This window comes from Hydrogenophaga sp. LT287 (assembly GCF_055702805.1).
Window position 1 is genome coordinate 265782 of the sequence record NZ_JBVPZC010000003.1, and the last position, 15056, is coordinate 280837.

At 64.6% G+C, this 15056-nt stretch carries 14 protein-coding genes and 1 pseudogene; 14 read left to right on the top strand and 1 reads right to left on the bottom strand.

What is annotated here, in order from left to right; all coding sequences use genetic code 11:
* Nucleotides 1-7 precede the first annotated feature (7 nt).
* The 12 genes from pheA (at nt 8) to crcB (ending at nt 12028) form a co-directional block, all read left to right on the top strand.
* Nucleotides 8-1108: a prephenate dehydratase gene (gene pheA / locus AC0GNR_RS04850; protein ID WP_472899870.1), complete on the top strand. Its 1101-nt coding sequence runs from the start codon at nt 8-10 to the stop codon at nt 1106-1108.
* A 90-nt stretch (nt 1109-1198) separates the two neighbouring features.
* Nucleotides 1199-2077 (top strand): prephenate dehydrogenase, encoded by an 879-nt coding sequence (locus tag AC0GNR_RS04855; RefSeq protein WP_472899871.1) that lies wholly within the window; start codon nt 1199-1201, stop codon nt 2075-2077.
* Between the two features lie 34 nt (nt 2078-2111).
* Nucleotides 2112-4154: a bifunctional 3-phosphoshikimate 1-carboxyvinyltransferase/cytidylate kinase gene (locus AC0GNR_RS04860; RefSeq protein ID WP_472899872.1), complete on the top strand. Its 2043-nt coding sequence runs from the start codon at nt 2112-2114 to the stop codon at nt 4152-4154.
* Nucleotides 4155-4338: 184 nt separating this feature from the next.
* Nucleotides 4339-6021 (top strand): 30S ribosomal protein S1, encoded by a 1683-nt coding sequence (rpsA, locus tag AC0GNR_RS04865; protein ID WP_472899873.1) that lies wholly within the window; start codon nt 4339-4341, stop codon nt 6019-6021.
* Nucleotides 6022-6096: 75 nt separating this feature from the next.
* On the top strand, nt 6097-6417 hold the full coding sequence (locus tag AC0GNR_RS04870) for an integration host factor subunit beta (RefSeq protein ID WP_439113496.1): 321 nt from the start codon (nt 6097-6099) through the stop codon (nt 6415-6417).
* 101 nt (nt 6418-6518) lie between these two features.
* Complete coding sequence (locus AC0GNR_RS04875) at nt 6519-6773, top strand: lipopolysaccharide assembly protein LapA domain-containing protein (RefSeq protein WP_472899874.1); 255 nt, start codon at nt 6519-6521, stop codon at nt 6771-6773.
* Nucleotides 6763-7908 carry a lipopolysaccharide assembly protein LapB gene (gene lapB, locus AC0GNR_RS04880; protein WP_472899875.1) on the top strand — a complete coding sequence of 382 codons (1146 nt, stop codon included), beginning with the start codon at nt 6763-6765 and terminating at the stop codon, nt 7906-7908. Before AC0GNR_RS04875 ends, lapB begins: the two co-directional genes overlap by 11 nt.
* A 24-nt stretch (nt 7909-7932) precedes the next feature.
* Nucleotides 7933-8694: a 5-oxoprolinase subunit PxpB gene (pxpB, locus tag AC0GNR_RS04885; protein ID WP_472899876.1), complete on the top strand. Its 762-nt coding sequence runs from the start codon at nt 7933-7935 to the stop codon at nt 8692-8694.
* Complete coding sequence (locus AC0GNR_RS04890; protein ID WP_472899877.1) at nt 8691-9728, top strand: 5-oxoprolinase subunit C family protein; 1038 nt, start codon at nt 8691-8693, stop codon at nt 9726-9728. Before pxpB ends, AC0GNR_RS04890 begins: the two co-directional genes overlap by 4 nt.
* 11 nt (nt 9729-9739) lie before the next feature.
* On the top strand, nt 9740-10513 hold the full coding sequence (locus AC0GNR_RS04895; RefSeq protein WP_472899878.1) for a LamB/YcsF family protein: 774 nt from the start codon (nt 9740-9742) through the stop codon (nt 10511-10513).
* Nucleotides 10514-10618: 105 nt separating this feature from the next.
* The gene (locus AC0GNR_RS04900) at nt 10619-11614 is read left to right on the top strand and encodes a recombination-associated protein RdgC (protein ID WP_472899879.1); all 996 of its coding nucleotides are present in this window, start codon (nt 10619-10621) and stop codon (nt 11612-11614) included.
* 30 nt (nt 11615-11644) lie between these two features.
* Nucleotides 11645-12028: a fluoride efflux transporter CrcB gene (crcB, locus tag AC0GNR_RS04905; RefSeq protein ID WP_472899880.1), complete on the top strand. Its 384-nt coding sequence runs from the start codon at nt 11645-11647 to the stop codon at nt 12026-12028.
* Nucleotides 12029-12043: 15 nt separating this feature from the next.
* Here the strand turns inward: crcB and AC0GNR_RS04910 are convergent, their stop codons facing one another.
* Nucleotides 12044-12487, bottom strand: a complete 444-nt coding sequence (locus tag AC0GNR_RS04910; protein WP_472899881.1) for an OsmC family protein — start codon at nt 12485-12487, stop codon at nt 12044-12046.
* A 201-nt stretch (nt 12488-12688) separates the two neighbouring features.
* Here AC0GNR_RS04910 and AC0GNR_RS04915 point away from each other — a divergent pair, with 201 nt between their 5' ends.
* Entirely contained in the window at nt 12689-13825 is a 1137-nt protein-coding gene (locus tag AC0GNR_RS04915; protein ID WP_472899882.1) for an NAD(P)/FAD-dependent oxidoreductase, read from the top strand.
* Between the two features lie 820 nt (nt 13826-14645).
* A pseudogene (locus AC0GNR_RS04920) lies at nt 14646-15056 on the top strand (IS21 family transposase); the annotation flags it as partial.

A 15056-nucleotide genomic window follows, 5' to 3' on the forward strand; every position in this document is an offset into this window, starting at 1 on the left:
CAGGACCATGAGCCAACAACCTATCCAGTCCGAAGCCCTGGCGGGCCTTCGCGTGCAGATCGACTCCATCGACAAACAGCTGCTCAGCCTGCTCAACCAGCGCGCGCATGTGGCCGAACAGGTGGGCGAAATCAAACGGGCCGAGGGCTCGCCGTTCTTCCGTCCGGATCGCGTGGCCCAGGTCATCGACAAGATCACCCAAGCCAACACAGGGCCGCTGAAAAACGAGCATGTGGCGTCCATCTGGCGCGAAATCATGTCGGCTTGCCTGGCCTTGGAAGCGCCCCAGCGCGTCGCGGTGTTGGGTCCCCAGGGCACCTTTTGCGAGCAAGCGGCGATTGAGTTTTTTGGCAGCGCGGCCAACCTGATTTACTGCGCCAACTTTGACGAAGTCTTCCATGCCACGGCCGCCGGCACGGCGCAGTACGGCGTGGTGGGTATGGAAAACTCCACCGAAGGCGTGGTGGCGCGATCGCTCGACCTTTTCTTGCGCTCGCCGGTGCATGTGGTCGGTGAAGTCAGCCTGTTGATTCGCCACAACCTGCTGCGCCAAACCAATTCAGACGCAGGCATTGACGTGGTGATGGCGCACCCGCAAGCCTTGGCGCAGTGCCAGGGCTGGTTGAGCCAACACCTGCCACTGGCCGAGCGCCGTGCGGTGTCCAGCAATGCCGAAGGCGCACGCCTGGCCGCCACCAACCCGACCTGGGCGGCCCTGGCCAGCGAACGCGCGGCCAGCCAGTTTGGCCTGCACATCGTGCACCACGCCATTCAGGACGAGGCCTACAACCGCACACGTTTTGCGGTGATCTGTTTGCCGCAAACCCTGGCCACGCCGCCAGCTTCAGGCAAAGACTGCACCAGCCTCGTGGTGTCGGTGCCCAATCGGCCCGGTGCCGTGCACGACCTGCTGGTGCCGCTGAAGAACAACGGGGTGTCGATGACGCGTTTCGAATCGCGTCCAGCCAAGTCGGGGCAGTGGGAATACTATTTTTATATCGACCTGGCGGGTCACCCCTCGCAGCCTCACGTGGCCGCAGCCCTTGAGGAACTCAAAGGGCTTTGCGCCTTCTACAAGGTGCTGGGCGCCTACCCGGTGAACGAATGAACCGTACGTCCTTCATCAACCCGACAGCAACACGCACCAAGGCCGGTGTTGCAGCTTGGAGCGCCGTGACGGCGCTCTGGATGGAATCTTATGTTTGAACAACTCGGCCTGATCGGCTGCGGCCTGATGGGCGGCTCGTTCGCGCTCGCACTCAAACGCGCCGGACTCGTGAAGCGCGTCGTGGGTTACAGCAAATCGCCCTCCACCACCGAGCGTGCACGACAAATGGGCGTCATCGATGTGGAAGCGCCGTCGGCCCTGCTGGCGGTGTCGGGTGCCGATCTGGTGCTGCTGGCCGTACCCGTGGCCGCCACCGAGGCCACTTTCAAGGCTATTCGCCACCTGGTGCGCGGCGACACGCTGGTGATGGACGTGGGCTCGACCAAACGGGAAGTGATTGATGCCGCGCGCCGGGTGCTGCGCGACCAGGTGGGCATGTTTGTGCCCGCGCACCCCATCACGGGCAAAGAACTGTCGGGCGTGGAGCATGCCGACGCTGACCTGTACACCGGGCGCCAGGTCATCCTGACGCCGATTGAGCGCACGCTCACGGTACAACTCAACAAAGCGCAGGCCGTGTGGACGGCGCTGGGCTGCCACGTCAAGCAGATGTCGCCCGAGGCGCACGACGCGGCCTATGCCGCGGTCAGCCATCTGCCGCACATGATCGCGTTTGCGCTCATGAATGCCATTCAGGGCCAAGCCCAGGGCGAGGAATTCTTGTCGCTCGCCGGCCCGGGGTTTCGCGATTTCACCCGCATCGCAGCCAGCGACCCCAGCGTGTGGCGCGATATTCTGGTGTCCAACCGGGAAGAGCTGCTGGCCCAGTCCAAGCATTTTCAGCGCGCCCTGCACGCGCTTGAAGTGGCCATCACATCGGGCAACCCAGACGCGCTGGAAGCACTGATCGAACAAGCCAGCAGCACCCGCGCCCAATGGCGCATGACCGCCATCAAGCCGCAAAGCTGAGCGCGCCTGCGGCGCTGGCCACATCCATTTCTGCATGTTTTCCATCGATCATCTCGACATCCCGCCGCTGACCAGCGCGGGCGGCACCGTCCAGCTGCCAGGCTCCAAAAGCATTTCCAACCGCGTGTTGTTGCTGGCTGCGCTCAGCGTGGGCCACACCGACATCGTGGACCTGCTCGACTCCGACGACACGCAGGTGATGCTGGCGGCGCTGGCCCAACTGGGGTGCCGCATCGAACCCCAAGCCGACGGTGCGCTGCGTGTGCACGGTCTCGGGGGGCAGCTTGCCGTGCGGGAGGCCCAGCTTTTTCTGGGCAACGCCGGCACCGCCATGCGCCCCCTCACCGCCGCGCTCGCGCTACTGGCCTCGCAGCACGGCGGTGCCTTTGAGCTCAGTGGCATCGCCCGTATGCACGAGCGCCCCATTGGCGACCTGGTGGATGCCCTGCGCCAGCTCGGTTGTCCGGTGGCCTGCCTGGGCAACGAGGGCTACCCACCGCTCAAGTTGGGCAACGGTGTACCCCAAACGCTGTCTCTCGACGAACCCATCCGTGTGCGTGGCGACGTCTCCAGCCAGTTCCTGACCGCCCTGCTGCTGGCGCTCCCCCTGGTTGCTCAGCATCGCCCCGTCGTCATTGACGTGGTGGGCGAACTGATCTCCCGCCCCTACATTGAAATCACGCTGAACCTGCTGGAAAAATTCGGCGTCCAGGTGCAGCGGGACGGCGGGCAGCGCTTCACCATCCCTGCGGGGAGCCGCTACGCCTCGCCCGGGCGCATTCCGGTTGAAGGCGATGCCTCGTCGGCCAGCTACTTCATTGCGCTGGGCGCGATTGCCTCGCCCGCACCGGGCACCGATGGCGTCACCATTGAAGGCGTGGGCCTGACCTCGATACAGGGTGACATCCGTTTTGTCGAAGCCGCCCGGCTCATGGGCGCCGACATCTCAGGCGACGCAAACGCCCTGCACGTGCGGCGAGGCGCCTGGCCCCTGAAAGCCATTGACCTCGACTGCAACCACATCCCCGATGCGGCCATGACGCTGGCGGTGATGGCGCTTTACGCCGACGGCACCACCACCCTGCGCAACATTGCCAGCTGGCGCGTGAAGGAAACCGATCGCATTGCCGCCATGGCCAACGAATGCCGCAAACTGGGTGCCACGGTGGAAGAAGGCGCTGACTTCATCCGCATCACCCCGCCCACAGCCTGGATCACCGGCAGCATCCACACCTACGACGACCACCGCGTGGCCATGTGCTTTTCGCTCGCGGCCTTCAACCCGGCTGGGTTGCCGGTGCGCATTGAAGACCCCAAGTGCGTGGGCAAAACATTTCCGGACTATTTCGAAACGTTGTTCAGCGTCTGCAAGACCGACACGGCACGCATTCCGGTGATTTGCGTCGATGGCCCCACCGCCTCGGGCAAGGGCACGCTGTCTGCCGAGGTGGCGGCGAAACTGGGTTACCACCTGCTGGACTCGGGCGCGCTCTATCGGCTGGTCGGGCTGGCGGCCGAACGCGCAGGCCTTTCCACCACCGAAGCGTCCCTGCGCGAACCCGCCCAAGCGAAGCGGCTTGGCGCCCTGGCCGCCGGTTTGCAGGTCCGGTTCACCGGCCAACACATGCTGCTCAACGGCGAGGACGTGACCGAAGCCGTGCGCACCGAAGCCGCCGGCATGGCGGCGTCGCGCGTGTCGGCCGTGCCCGAAGTGCGGGCGGCGCTGCTGGCCTTGCAACACGGCTTTCGCCAGTTGCCGGGCCTGGTGGCAGACGGGCGAGACATGGGCACCGTGATTTTCCCCGATGCTGCCCTGAAGGTCTACCTCACTGCCACAGCGGCACAGCGCGCCGCACGGCGGCATAAGCAATTGATTTCAAAAGGCATTGCTGCTAGTATTGCAGACCTTCTGGCGGACTTGGAAATGCGTGATTTGAGGGATTCAACCCGAACCCATGCACCGCTCAAGCCCGCCGCAGACGCTTTGTTACTGGACAACTCTCAACTCAACGTCGAGCAATCGGTGCAACAGGTTTTGAGCTGGTGGCAAGGCAAAACGGTGTTTTCAGGCGACTGAAAGCGCCACCTTGATGGCCCAGACGGCACAGCCGGGCGTTCTCAGCCCGCAGGCCTGATGGTTCTTTCACTTAACCCCGCGGTGCTGCGCACCGCAATGTCAACGCCGCCCATCCGTCGATTTCCATGCGAACCGCCGCAAGGCTGTGCTGCATCCCGACGCCTGAGTGGTTTTAGGAAATTCAATGTCTGAATCTTTTGCCGCCCTGTTCGAAGAGTCCTTGAAACGCGCTGAAATGCGCTCGGGCGAAGTCATCACCGCCGAAGTGGTTCGTATCGAACACAGCCACGTGGTGGTCAACGCTGGCCTGAAGTCGGAAGCCTATGTGCCTCTGGCCGAATTCAAGAACGATCTGGGCGAACTCGAAGTCCAGGTGGGCGACTTTGTGTCGGTCGCCATCGACTCCGTGGAAAACGGCTTCGGCGACACCCTGCTGTCGCGCGACAAGGCCAAGCGCCTCGCCTCGTGGATGTCGCTGGAAAAAGCACTCGAGTCGGGCGAATTCGTCACCGGCACGACCTCCAGCAAGGTCAAGGGCGGCCTGAAGGTCATGGTCAACGGCATCAGCGCCTTCCTGCCAGGCTCGCTGGTGGACAGCCGTCCGACCAAGGACCTGACCCCATACGAAAACAAGACCCTGGAATTCAAGGTCATCAAGCTCGACCGCAAGCGCAACAACGTGGTGCTGAGCCGCCGCGCCGTGGTGGAAGCCTCCATGGGCGAAGAGCGCGCCAAGCTGATGGACACGCTGAAAGAAGGCGCCATCGTTCACGGCGTGGTCAAGAACATCACCGAATACGGTGCGTTCGTGGACCTGGGCGGTATCGACGGCCTGCTGCACATCACCGACATGGCCTGGCGCCGTGTCCGTCATCCAAGCGAAGTGGTGACGGCTGGCCAGGAAATCACCGCCAAGATCCTGAAGTTCGACACCGAGAAGCACCGCGTTTCTCTGGGTCTGAAGCAAATGGGCGACGACCCATGGATGGGCGTTGCTCGCCGCTACCCACAAAGCACCCGCATGTTCGGCAAGATCACCAACATCGCCGACTACGGCGCGTTTGTTGAGCTGGAGCCAGGCATCGAAGGTCTGGTTCACGTGTCCGAAATGGACTGGACCAACAAGAACGTGGCCCCTTCCAAGCTGGTGTCGCTGGGCGACGAAGTCGAAGTCATGGTGCTCGACATCGACGAAGACAAGCGCCGCATCTCCCTGGGCATGAAGCAGTGCCGCGCCAACCCATGGCACGAGTTTGCTGAACAGACCAAGCGTGGCGACCGCGTCAAGGGCCCGATCAAGTCGATCACCGACTTCGGCGTGTTCGTTGGCCTGGCTGCTGGCATCGACGGCCTGGTGCACCTGTCCGACCTGTCCTGGAACGAAACCGGCGAAGCTGCTGTGCGCAACTTCAAAAAAGGCCAGGAAGTCGAAGCCATCGTGCTGGCCATCGACGTGGAGCGCGAGCGCATCTCCCTGGGCATCAAGCAGCTCGACGGCGACCCGTTCACCACCTTCGTGTCGGTGAATGACAAAGGTTCCGTCGTGACCGGCAAGGTCAAGACCGTGGACGCCAAGGGCGCTGAGATCGACCTCGGTGAAGACGTGCTGGGTTACCTGCGCGCCTCCGAAATCAGCCGTGACCGCGTGGAAGACGCGCGCAACGTGCTGAAAGAAGGCGATGAAGTCACCACCGTGGTGATGAACATCGATCGCAAGACCCGCAACATCCAGCTGTCGATCAAAGCCAAAGACATGGCTGACCAGAACGAAGCCATGGCAACGCTCAGCCAGCAGTCTTCCCGCGAAAACGCTGGTACCACCAGCCTGGGTGCCCTGCTGCGCGCCAAGCTCGACAACAACAACTGAGCCGACTGAATCTGGGTGGGAGCGCAAGCGCCCACCCATTTCAGCCCAACAGCCTGATCGAGCTTTCTCCCAGACATGACCCGAAGCGACCTCGTTGAAGCCTTGGCCGGCCGTTTTGGCCAGCTCACCCACCGCGATGCGGAATTCGCCGTCAAGACGATTCTCGACGCGATGGGTGACGCCCTCGTCAAGGGCCACCGAATCGAAATTCGGGGTTTTGGCAGCTTTTCCGTCAACCGCCGCTCGCCTCGCATCGGGCGCAACCCGCGTTCGGGCGAGAGTGTGATGATTCCGGAAAAGCGCGTGCCACATTTCAAGCCGGGCAAAGCCCTGCGCGAACAAGTGGACGCCAAGACCGCAGAGATACTGGGACGCGAACCCCAAACACCCGCTTGAAGGCGACTGCCCCGTGCAGCGACCTGATCGCTACAATCACTCCTCCACAAAGGGGATGATTTGAAATACCTGATGTGGCTGCTCAATGCAGCCATTTTTTTGTGTTGTTCGCATTCGCGCTGAACAACCAGGAACCCGTCACGCTGCGCCTCTTTTTTGGGGCCAGCTGGCAGGCGCCGCTGGTGCTCGTCTTGCTGATGGTGCTGGTGCTGGGCGTCTTTCTGGGTGTGGCGGTCATGCTGCCGTTGTGGCTGCGGGCCAAAAAGGCCCGGCGCCAGCACGCAGCGGCCAGCACCGCCTTTGAAGCCGATTCCACCCTGATCCCGAGCCCGAACGATCCACGACATGGACTTTGACCTGACCTGGCTGCTGTGGGGCCTGCCGCTGGCCTTTGCCTTGGGCTGGGGTGCCTCCCGGCTGGACCTGCGCCAGTGGCGCATGGAAAGTCGGCAAGCCCCCAAAGCCTACTTTCGGGGCCTGAACTACCTGCTCAACGAGCAACAAGACCAGGCCATCGACGCCTTCATTGAAGCCGTTCAAGGCGATCCCGACACCGCCGAACTGCACTTTGCCCTGGGCAACCTGTTTCGCCGACGGGGCGACTACGACCGCGCCGTGCGGGTCCACGAACACCTGCTGGCCCGTGCCGACCTGAGCCGCAAAGACCGCGACCGTGCACAGCACGCCCTGGCGCTGGACTTTCTAAAAGCTGGTCTACTGGACCGCGCCGAAACCGCTCTGCACAAGCTGGAAGGCTCTGCCTTTGAAGGCGAAGCCCTGCTGGCCCTGCTGGCCATATACGAGCGCTCACGCGACTGGACACAGGCCAAACGCATTGCGCAACGGCTCGAAACCGCCGAGCAAGGCAGCTTCACCACCAGGCTGGCGCACTACCTGTGCGAAGAAGCCGAACAAGCACAACGCAGCGGCGATACCGCCCTGGCCGCCCGGCTGCTGGCAGAAGCCGTCGAAAAGGCACCGCAGCTGGCGCGGGCCTGGATGGCGTTGTCCAGCCTCAAAGTTCAAACCGGTGACCCAACCGGCGCATTTGATGCGTTGGTTCAACTCAGCCAACAAGCCCCGCAAGGCATGCCGCTAGCCGCACGCGCCCTGGCCGACCTCGGCCAGCAAACGGATCGGCAAGCTCAGGCATTGGCGCTGCTGCAGGCCTGCCATGACCGGGCACCTTCGCTGGATGTGACCGAAGCCCTGGCCTGCCTGAGTGCAGACCCGCAAACGGCCCGCTCCCGCTACCTCAGCCACCTGGAGCGAGAACCCTCGCTGGTGATCGCCACCCAATGGCTGGCGGGTGAACCCCTTTCAGAACCCGACGCGAAAACCAGGGTGCAGGCGGCACTGGAGCAAGCCAGCGCCCCGCTCAAGCGCTACCGCTGCGCGGCCTGCGGCTTCGAGGCCCGGCAGCATTTTTGGCAGTGCCCTGGCTGCCAGGCCTGGGACAGTTACCCGGCCCGGCGCGTCGAAGAGCTTTAACCAGCGGCTGCCGCCACCCACCCTGTGGCCCATCCGTCTGCGCCTGCGCCCCGCCTTCTGCCACTGGGCGACAGCGCCTGGACCGTGGAGCTGGGCACATCTATCTCGCCACACGTCAACGCCCGCGTGATGGGTCTGGCTGACCGCGTGGAACAGGCGCGTCATGCAGACCCGCTGCTGACCTGCGTCACCGATGTCGTGCCCACCTTCCGCTCTTTGACAGTGCACTACAACCCGCTGGCGGCCAACGCCGCCGCGCTGGGCGAGCGCCTGCTGGTACTGGCGCAGGGAACTGGCCACGGCATGCAGCAGGGACGTCTCTGGCACCTCCCGGTATGTTTCGACGCCGATTGGGCGCCCGACCTCGCCCGGCTGGCCGAGGCCAAAGGGCTGACAACCAACGCGGTGATTCAGCGTCTGTTGGACGCTGATTTTCGCGTCTACATGCTGGGCTTTCAACCCGGCTTTCCTTACATGGGCGGTGTACCGCCCGAGCTGCACATGCCCCGCCTGCCCGTGCCGCGCCAGAAGGTACCGGCGCAATCCGTGGCGGTGGCAGGCGAAATGTGTGCGATCTACCCCTGGGAAAGCCCCGGCGGGTGGAACCTGATCGGACACACGCCGGTGGTGTTGTTTGACCTGCGCCATGCCGACCAACCGGCGATGCTCGCCGCCGGCGATGAGGTGCGCTGGTACGCCGTGGACCGACAAACCCATGACGCGCTCGCAACCGAAATTGCCCGGGGTTTGCCGCGCGAAACCTTTCTGAAGGCACGCCAAGCATGAGCGGCGCGATGGAGATCGTGCAACCCGGCATCGGCACCACCGTGCAGGACCGCGGCCGCGCCGGCCACCGGCACCATGGATTGCCGCTCTCTGGGTGGCTCGACGCGCCCTTGGCGCAGGCCGCCAACGCGCTGCTGGGCAACCGCCTGGACGAGGCCGTGCTGGAGCTGCGCGGCATGGGCACGGTGTTGCGTGTTCAGGCTGGCCCTGTGCGGGTGGCGCTGGCGGGCCGCACCAGCGCAGTTTGCCTAAGCAGCGATGGCAGGCGCAGCGCCCTGCCCGCCTGGCACAGCGCCACGCTGTGTGAGGGCGACTTGCTGCAACTGGGCACGGCAGAGAGCGGCTGCGCCTACCTGGCCGTGGCGGGAGGACTGCGCATGCCGCCACAGCTCGGCAGCCGTTCGAGCTACTGGCGTGCCGGGCTGACGGGTGTGCTGGGTCGCGCCTTTCGCCCTGGCGACCTACTGCCCTGCGGACAGTGGAGCGTGTCCGACCCGAAAGAATGGCGCAGCCGCTCGCCCTGGAGCCCCACCGAAGGCACGGTGCGGGTGTTGCTCGGCCCGCAACAAGACCATTTCACGGCGGACGCCATTGCGCAGTTTTTGAGCCGGGACTGGGAAGCTTCTGCGGCACAGGACCGCATGGGCCTGCGGTTTGTGGGCCAGCCGCTGGCCCACGTCAACGCGGCGGCTGCCGACATCGTGTCCGACGGCGTGGCGCCAGGCGCCATTCAGGTGCCGGCCAATGGCCAGCCGATTGTGCTGCTGGCCGACGGCCAGACTGTCGGCGGCTACCCAAAAATTGCCACCGTGATCAGCGCCGACCTGCCCCGGCTGGCGCACCTGCGGCCCGGCACACGCGTGCGCTTTCAAGCCGTCAACCTGGAAACGGCACACCGTGCGCTGCTGAACGAGCGCGAGCGCTGGCAACGTTGGCTCACCACCCGTGAGACCTACCTGCCGCCCGGCACCGTAGACGAAGCCGCCTTATACGGCGCCAATCTGATCAGTGGCGTGTTGCACGCCACGCCCTGACAAGGAGCCCCATGACCCAACCCACCATCAACCTCAATGCCGACCTGGGCGAAAGCTTCGGCGCCTGGAGCATGGGGAACGACGCTGCGCTGCTGCAAGTCATTGGCAGCGCCAACATCGCCTGTGGCTTTCACGCGGGCGACCCCGTGGTGATGCGCGACACCGTGCGCCAAGCGCTGGCCCAGGGCGTGAGCCTGGGCGCGCACCCTGCATTTCCCGACCTGCAAGGCTTTGGCCGGCGCGCGATGCAACTGTCGGCCAAAGAGCTGGAAGCCACCATCCTGTACCAAGTGGGTGCGTTGCAGGCCATGGCCGCTGCCGAAGGGGGCCGGGTCACCCACGTCAAGCCGCACGGCGCGCTGAGCAACGTCGCTTGCGCCGACGCCGAGGTGGCCGCCACCGTGGCCCGGGCCGTGCGGGCGCTGGACCGCGAACTCATCTTGCTCGCGCCCGCCCTATCTGCACTCGAAACAGCGGGCCTGGCCGCCGGCTTGCGCGTGGCCCGCGAGGTGTTTGCCGACCGCACCTACCAGGCCGACGGCCAGCTCACACCGCGCTCGCAGCCGGGCGCTGTGCTGCACAGCGCTCAGGCCTGCGTGCAACACGTGCTGCGCATGCTCGACGCGCAAGGCATCGTCACCGCCGATGGCCAGCGCCTGCCGACCCGCATCGACAGCATCTGCGTGCATGGTGACGGGCCAGACGCTGTGGCTTCGGCGCAGCAGCTGCGCGCAGCACTGGAAGCCGCGGGATACCAGCTGGCACCGCTGAACGCGCTGGCCTGAACCCTGGATTTGGGTGGGTATCATCAAAGCCCCTCACTTCAACCCCCTCCCGATGGCGGGAGCGGGCGCCGGTCCCAGACGCACCGGCACAACCCAAGGATTTCCGTGTTCAAGAATGTAACGATCTACCGCATCGCGCCCGGCTGGGACGTGACGCTGGAAGCGATGGAAGCCGCGCTGGACGCGGCGCGTTTTGTGCCCTGTGGGGCCTCGCAAGACAAGTCGGTGGGCTGGGTGGAGCCACGCGGCGAGCCGCACGGCCCGCTGGTGGAGTCGGTAGCGGGGCAGCGCATTTTGAAGCTGATGATCGAAACCAAAAGCGTGCCGGGCTCGGTGGTGCGCGAAAAGGCGCAAGAAGAAGCCGACCACATTGAAGCCGCCACCGGCCGCAAGCCCGGCAAAAAAGAAACCAAGGCCCTGCGCGAAGACGCGCTGCTGGCGCTGCTGCCCCAGGCCTTTCCGCGCCGGGGCGCCACCTGGGTCTGGATCGACCTGGCCAACGGCTGGCTGGTGACCGACGCCAGCAGCCAGGGCAAGCTCGACGAGCTGGTGACCGCGCTGGTGAACGCCTTCAGCGACCTGAGCGTGACGCTGCTGCAAACCCAGGTGACACCCCAAACCGCCATGACGCAGTGGTTGTCAGCCACCTCACCCGATGAGTGGCCCGGCCGCTTCAGCGTCGAGCGCGAGTGCGAGCTGAAGTCGGGCGACGAAGAAAAGAGCGTGGTGAAATTCACCCGCCACAACCTCGCCACCGACGAGGTGCGCCAGCACATCACCGAGGGCAAGCTTCCCACGCGCCTGGCCATGAGCTGGGAGGGCCGCATCGGCTTCGTGCTGACCGAATCGCTGCAGCTGAAGAAGCTGGCCTTTCTGGAAGGTGTGTTTGACGACCGGGCCAGCGACGACGAAAGCGGTTTTGACACCGACGTGGCGCTGACCACCGGCGAACTCACCCAGCTGATCCCTGAGCTGATCGAAGCGCTGGGCGGCGAAATGGCCTTTGGCGCTGCGCCAGCCGATGCGCCCGCCGCCAGCGGCACCAGCAGTGGTCAAGCGGCCGTCACAGCCGTGGGCGACGACGACGACCCACCGTTCTGACCTCTCCACACCTGACACCACACGCCCACCATGCCCAGCGTCCTTGCCATTTGCCTCGGTGCCTGCCTGGGCGCGCTCGCCCGCTGGCGGCTGAGCCTGTGGCTCAACGAAGGAACAGCCTTGCTGCCCTGGGGCACGCTGACGGCGAACTGGGTGGGCGCTTACCTGGTGGGTTTTGCGGTAGTGGTGTTTCAAAGCCAGACCCAGCTGGACCCGGCCTGGCGCCTTGCCATCATCACCGGGCTGTTGGGTGCGCTCACCACGTTTTCCACCTTTTCGGTGGAGGTGGTGAGCATGTTGCAACACGGCCGCTGGCTGCTCGCATGGGGCACCGCCAGCCTGCACCTACTGGGCTCGCTGCTGCTCACCTGGGCCGGCATGCGCACCGCCAGTGTGTGGTTCCACACCGGCTGATGCTGAGCGTCTGAATTACTTCAGCACAACGCCCGCAGCGTCTTGCACCTGCACGTTGATCGCAATGCCCTGACGCACGCTCATCGACACGGTGCAAAAATCTTCAAACTGCGCCAGCACGCGGTCCAGGTGCTCCAGCTCGGCGGCGGGTCGGCCCAGCTCCAGCTTCACGTTGATCCCCACGATGCGCAGGCGCTTGTCGGCGTTGCGCCCCATTTCGGGTGTGGCCGTGGCCTTGAGCTCGCCAGGGTCTTGCTTGAACTTCTGCAACGCAAACACCAAGCTCGCGCTCAGGCAATTGGCCACCGCAGCCAGCAGCATGTGGTTGGGCGCGGGCCCGCTGCCCTGCCCCAGCGGCTCGGGTTCGTCGGCCAGCATGGCGGCGATGTTGGGGCCGAAATCCACCAAAAATTGATAGCCCGATTGCCGTGTGATGGTGACGATTGCGTTGTCGCTCATGAGAACTCCAGTCGGTAAGGTGCAAGGCCGTTGATCCGCCTCAATGCGGCAGAGGATCCAGGATCCACCATGTAGCCTTGATAAAAGTCAAAGCTCCAAGGCGGGACATGAACCTATAGTAACAAACCCCCAGGGGTATCAGCCTATCCACCTTGAACCGTGCCTCCGGCGCACACAGGGTCTACGTCACAGGAGACAAGCATGCCCCAAAAAACGCCCACCAACCACTGGCCTGCACTACCAGAACCCGCCCGTAGGCGCTTCCTGACGGGTCTTGCGGCACTGCCCCTGGCCGCTGCCGTGGCGCAAACCAGCACGGCGGCCCGGGCCGCCACGGTGAAGACCACCGCCCGCATTGTGATTGCCGGCGGTGGAGCGGCTGGCCTGACCGCCGCTTCGCGCCTGGCTGCTGCGTTGCAGGGCGCCAGCATCACCGTGGTGGATTCCCGCAAGGAACACTATTACCAACCCGGCTTCACTTTGGTGGCGGCGGGTATCAAGCCACAAGCCTACGTCACCTCGCCCACCGGCAGCTACATCCCCAAAGGCGTGGAATGGGTGAACGAGCGCGTGGCTGAAATCGACCCTGAAGGCAACAAAGTGGTCACCGAAAGCGGCAAGGCCGTGCCTTACGACTATCTGATCGTGGCCACTGGGCTGGAGTTGCACTACGCCGGCATTGAAGGCATGGACACGGCGCGCATTGGTCAAAACGGCCTGGGCAGCATCTACCACAGCCCGCAAGCAGCATCGGCCACCTGGGGTGCCCTCAGCCAGTTTGCCGACACCGGGGGCGTGGGCCTATTTGGCCGCCCAGCGGGTGAAATGAAGTGCGCGGGCGCACCGTTGAAGTACGCCTTTATTTCAGACGACCACCTTCGCCGCCGGGGCAATCGGGGCAAGGCTGAACTGATCTACATGGCCCAGAGCAAGTCGCTGTTTGGCGTGCCCATCGTGGCCGAAAAAGTACGCATGCTGTTTCAGGACCGGGGCGTGAAGGTCAACCACGAACACGTGTTGCAGTCCATCGACCTGGACAAGCGACTGGCCACCTACAAAACCCCCACCGGCACGGCCGAGCAGGCTTACGACTTCATCAACGTGGTGCCGCCCATGCGTGCGCCCGAAGCGGTGCGCAACAGCCCGCTGCCCTGGACCGAAGGCCCTTTTGCCGCCGACGGCTGGATGGAGGTGGACCGCGACACGCTGCGCCACAAGCGCTACCCCAACGTGTTCGGTGTGGGTGACATCGCCGGCGTGCCCAAGGGCAAAACGGCGGCCAGCGTCAAATGGCAGGTGCCTGTGGCCATTGCCCACCTGATGTTAGCGGCGCTCTAAACCCGCGTAAATCTGGTGTCGGCAAGCAGTCGGTGGCGGTCATCCGCGGCAGTCAGCTGACTGCTTTGAATTTCCTTTGAATCGAAGGGTGCCCGTTGCACAGGGCACAGACGTGTCCTGAGCGTGCCTGCTTTGGCCATGGCGAGCGGGCTTGAGCCAGCGCAGGGGTATGGCGCAGCGCTGGTGTTTTGCGTTACATATCGCCTACCTGTGTAAGAAGCAGGCGCGACAGTGACAGTCACTTTCCGGTAAACCCACTGTCGCGCCCCGAGACCCACCGCTTTGGAGGGCGCCGTTGCCGCTGTCAGTATTCACGAAGCGGGCGTGGCTGTCCAGCAGCGTGGGCCCACGCATGGGAATGGACCGCCCATGCCCACTGCCCAACACGCACCACCACAGCCGCCGTCACCACCGCCCAGACGTTTTCTGTGCGCCCTGTGTCGCAGCCCTGTGCTCATCTGCAGCCACTGCGACCGCGGCCAGCGCTACTGCAGCGCAGTCTGCTCACTCCAGGCCAGAAGTTGCGCCCAGCGCGCCGCTGCCAAACGCTACCAGGACAGCCGCAAGGGCCGCCACGCTCACGCCACACGCCAGGGGCAATGGCGCGCGCGCCAACAAATAGTGACGCATCAGGGTGGCCCACCACCGCCCTGCGCTGATGTACTCCCATCCAGCGACGCAACCGCTCTGAATCCAGACGCAAGCCAGCGCTGCAAGTGCCAGTTTTGCGGCCGTTCGGTCTCGGCTTTTGTGCGTCAGGACTTTCTGCGATGCCGCTTTCGCCATCCATCCCAACCTTCCGTATGGAGTACCGACTCACATGGCCATTTCACCTGAACTCAAGGCGCAGATCCTGCGCTACCACCACGCCGAGCGCTGGCCGGTGGGAACCATCTCGTCCCAGCTGGGCGTGCACCGCGAGACCGTCATGCGCGTGCTCACCCAGGCCGGCGCGGCCCCAATCGTGCCCGCACAACGCACTTCGGGCGTGACCCCCTACCTGCCCTTTATCCAGGAGACCTTGAAGCAGTTCCCCAACCTCACGGCCAGCCGGCTGCACACCATGGCCGCCGAGCGCGGTTACGAGGGGCGCCCCGACCACTTTCGCCACATCGTCGCCCGCCACCGTCCGCGCCCCCCAGCACAGGCCTACTTGCGCCTGCGCACCTTGCCCGGTGAACAGGGGCAATGCGACTGGGGCCACTTCGGCCACATCCAGATCGGGCAAGCC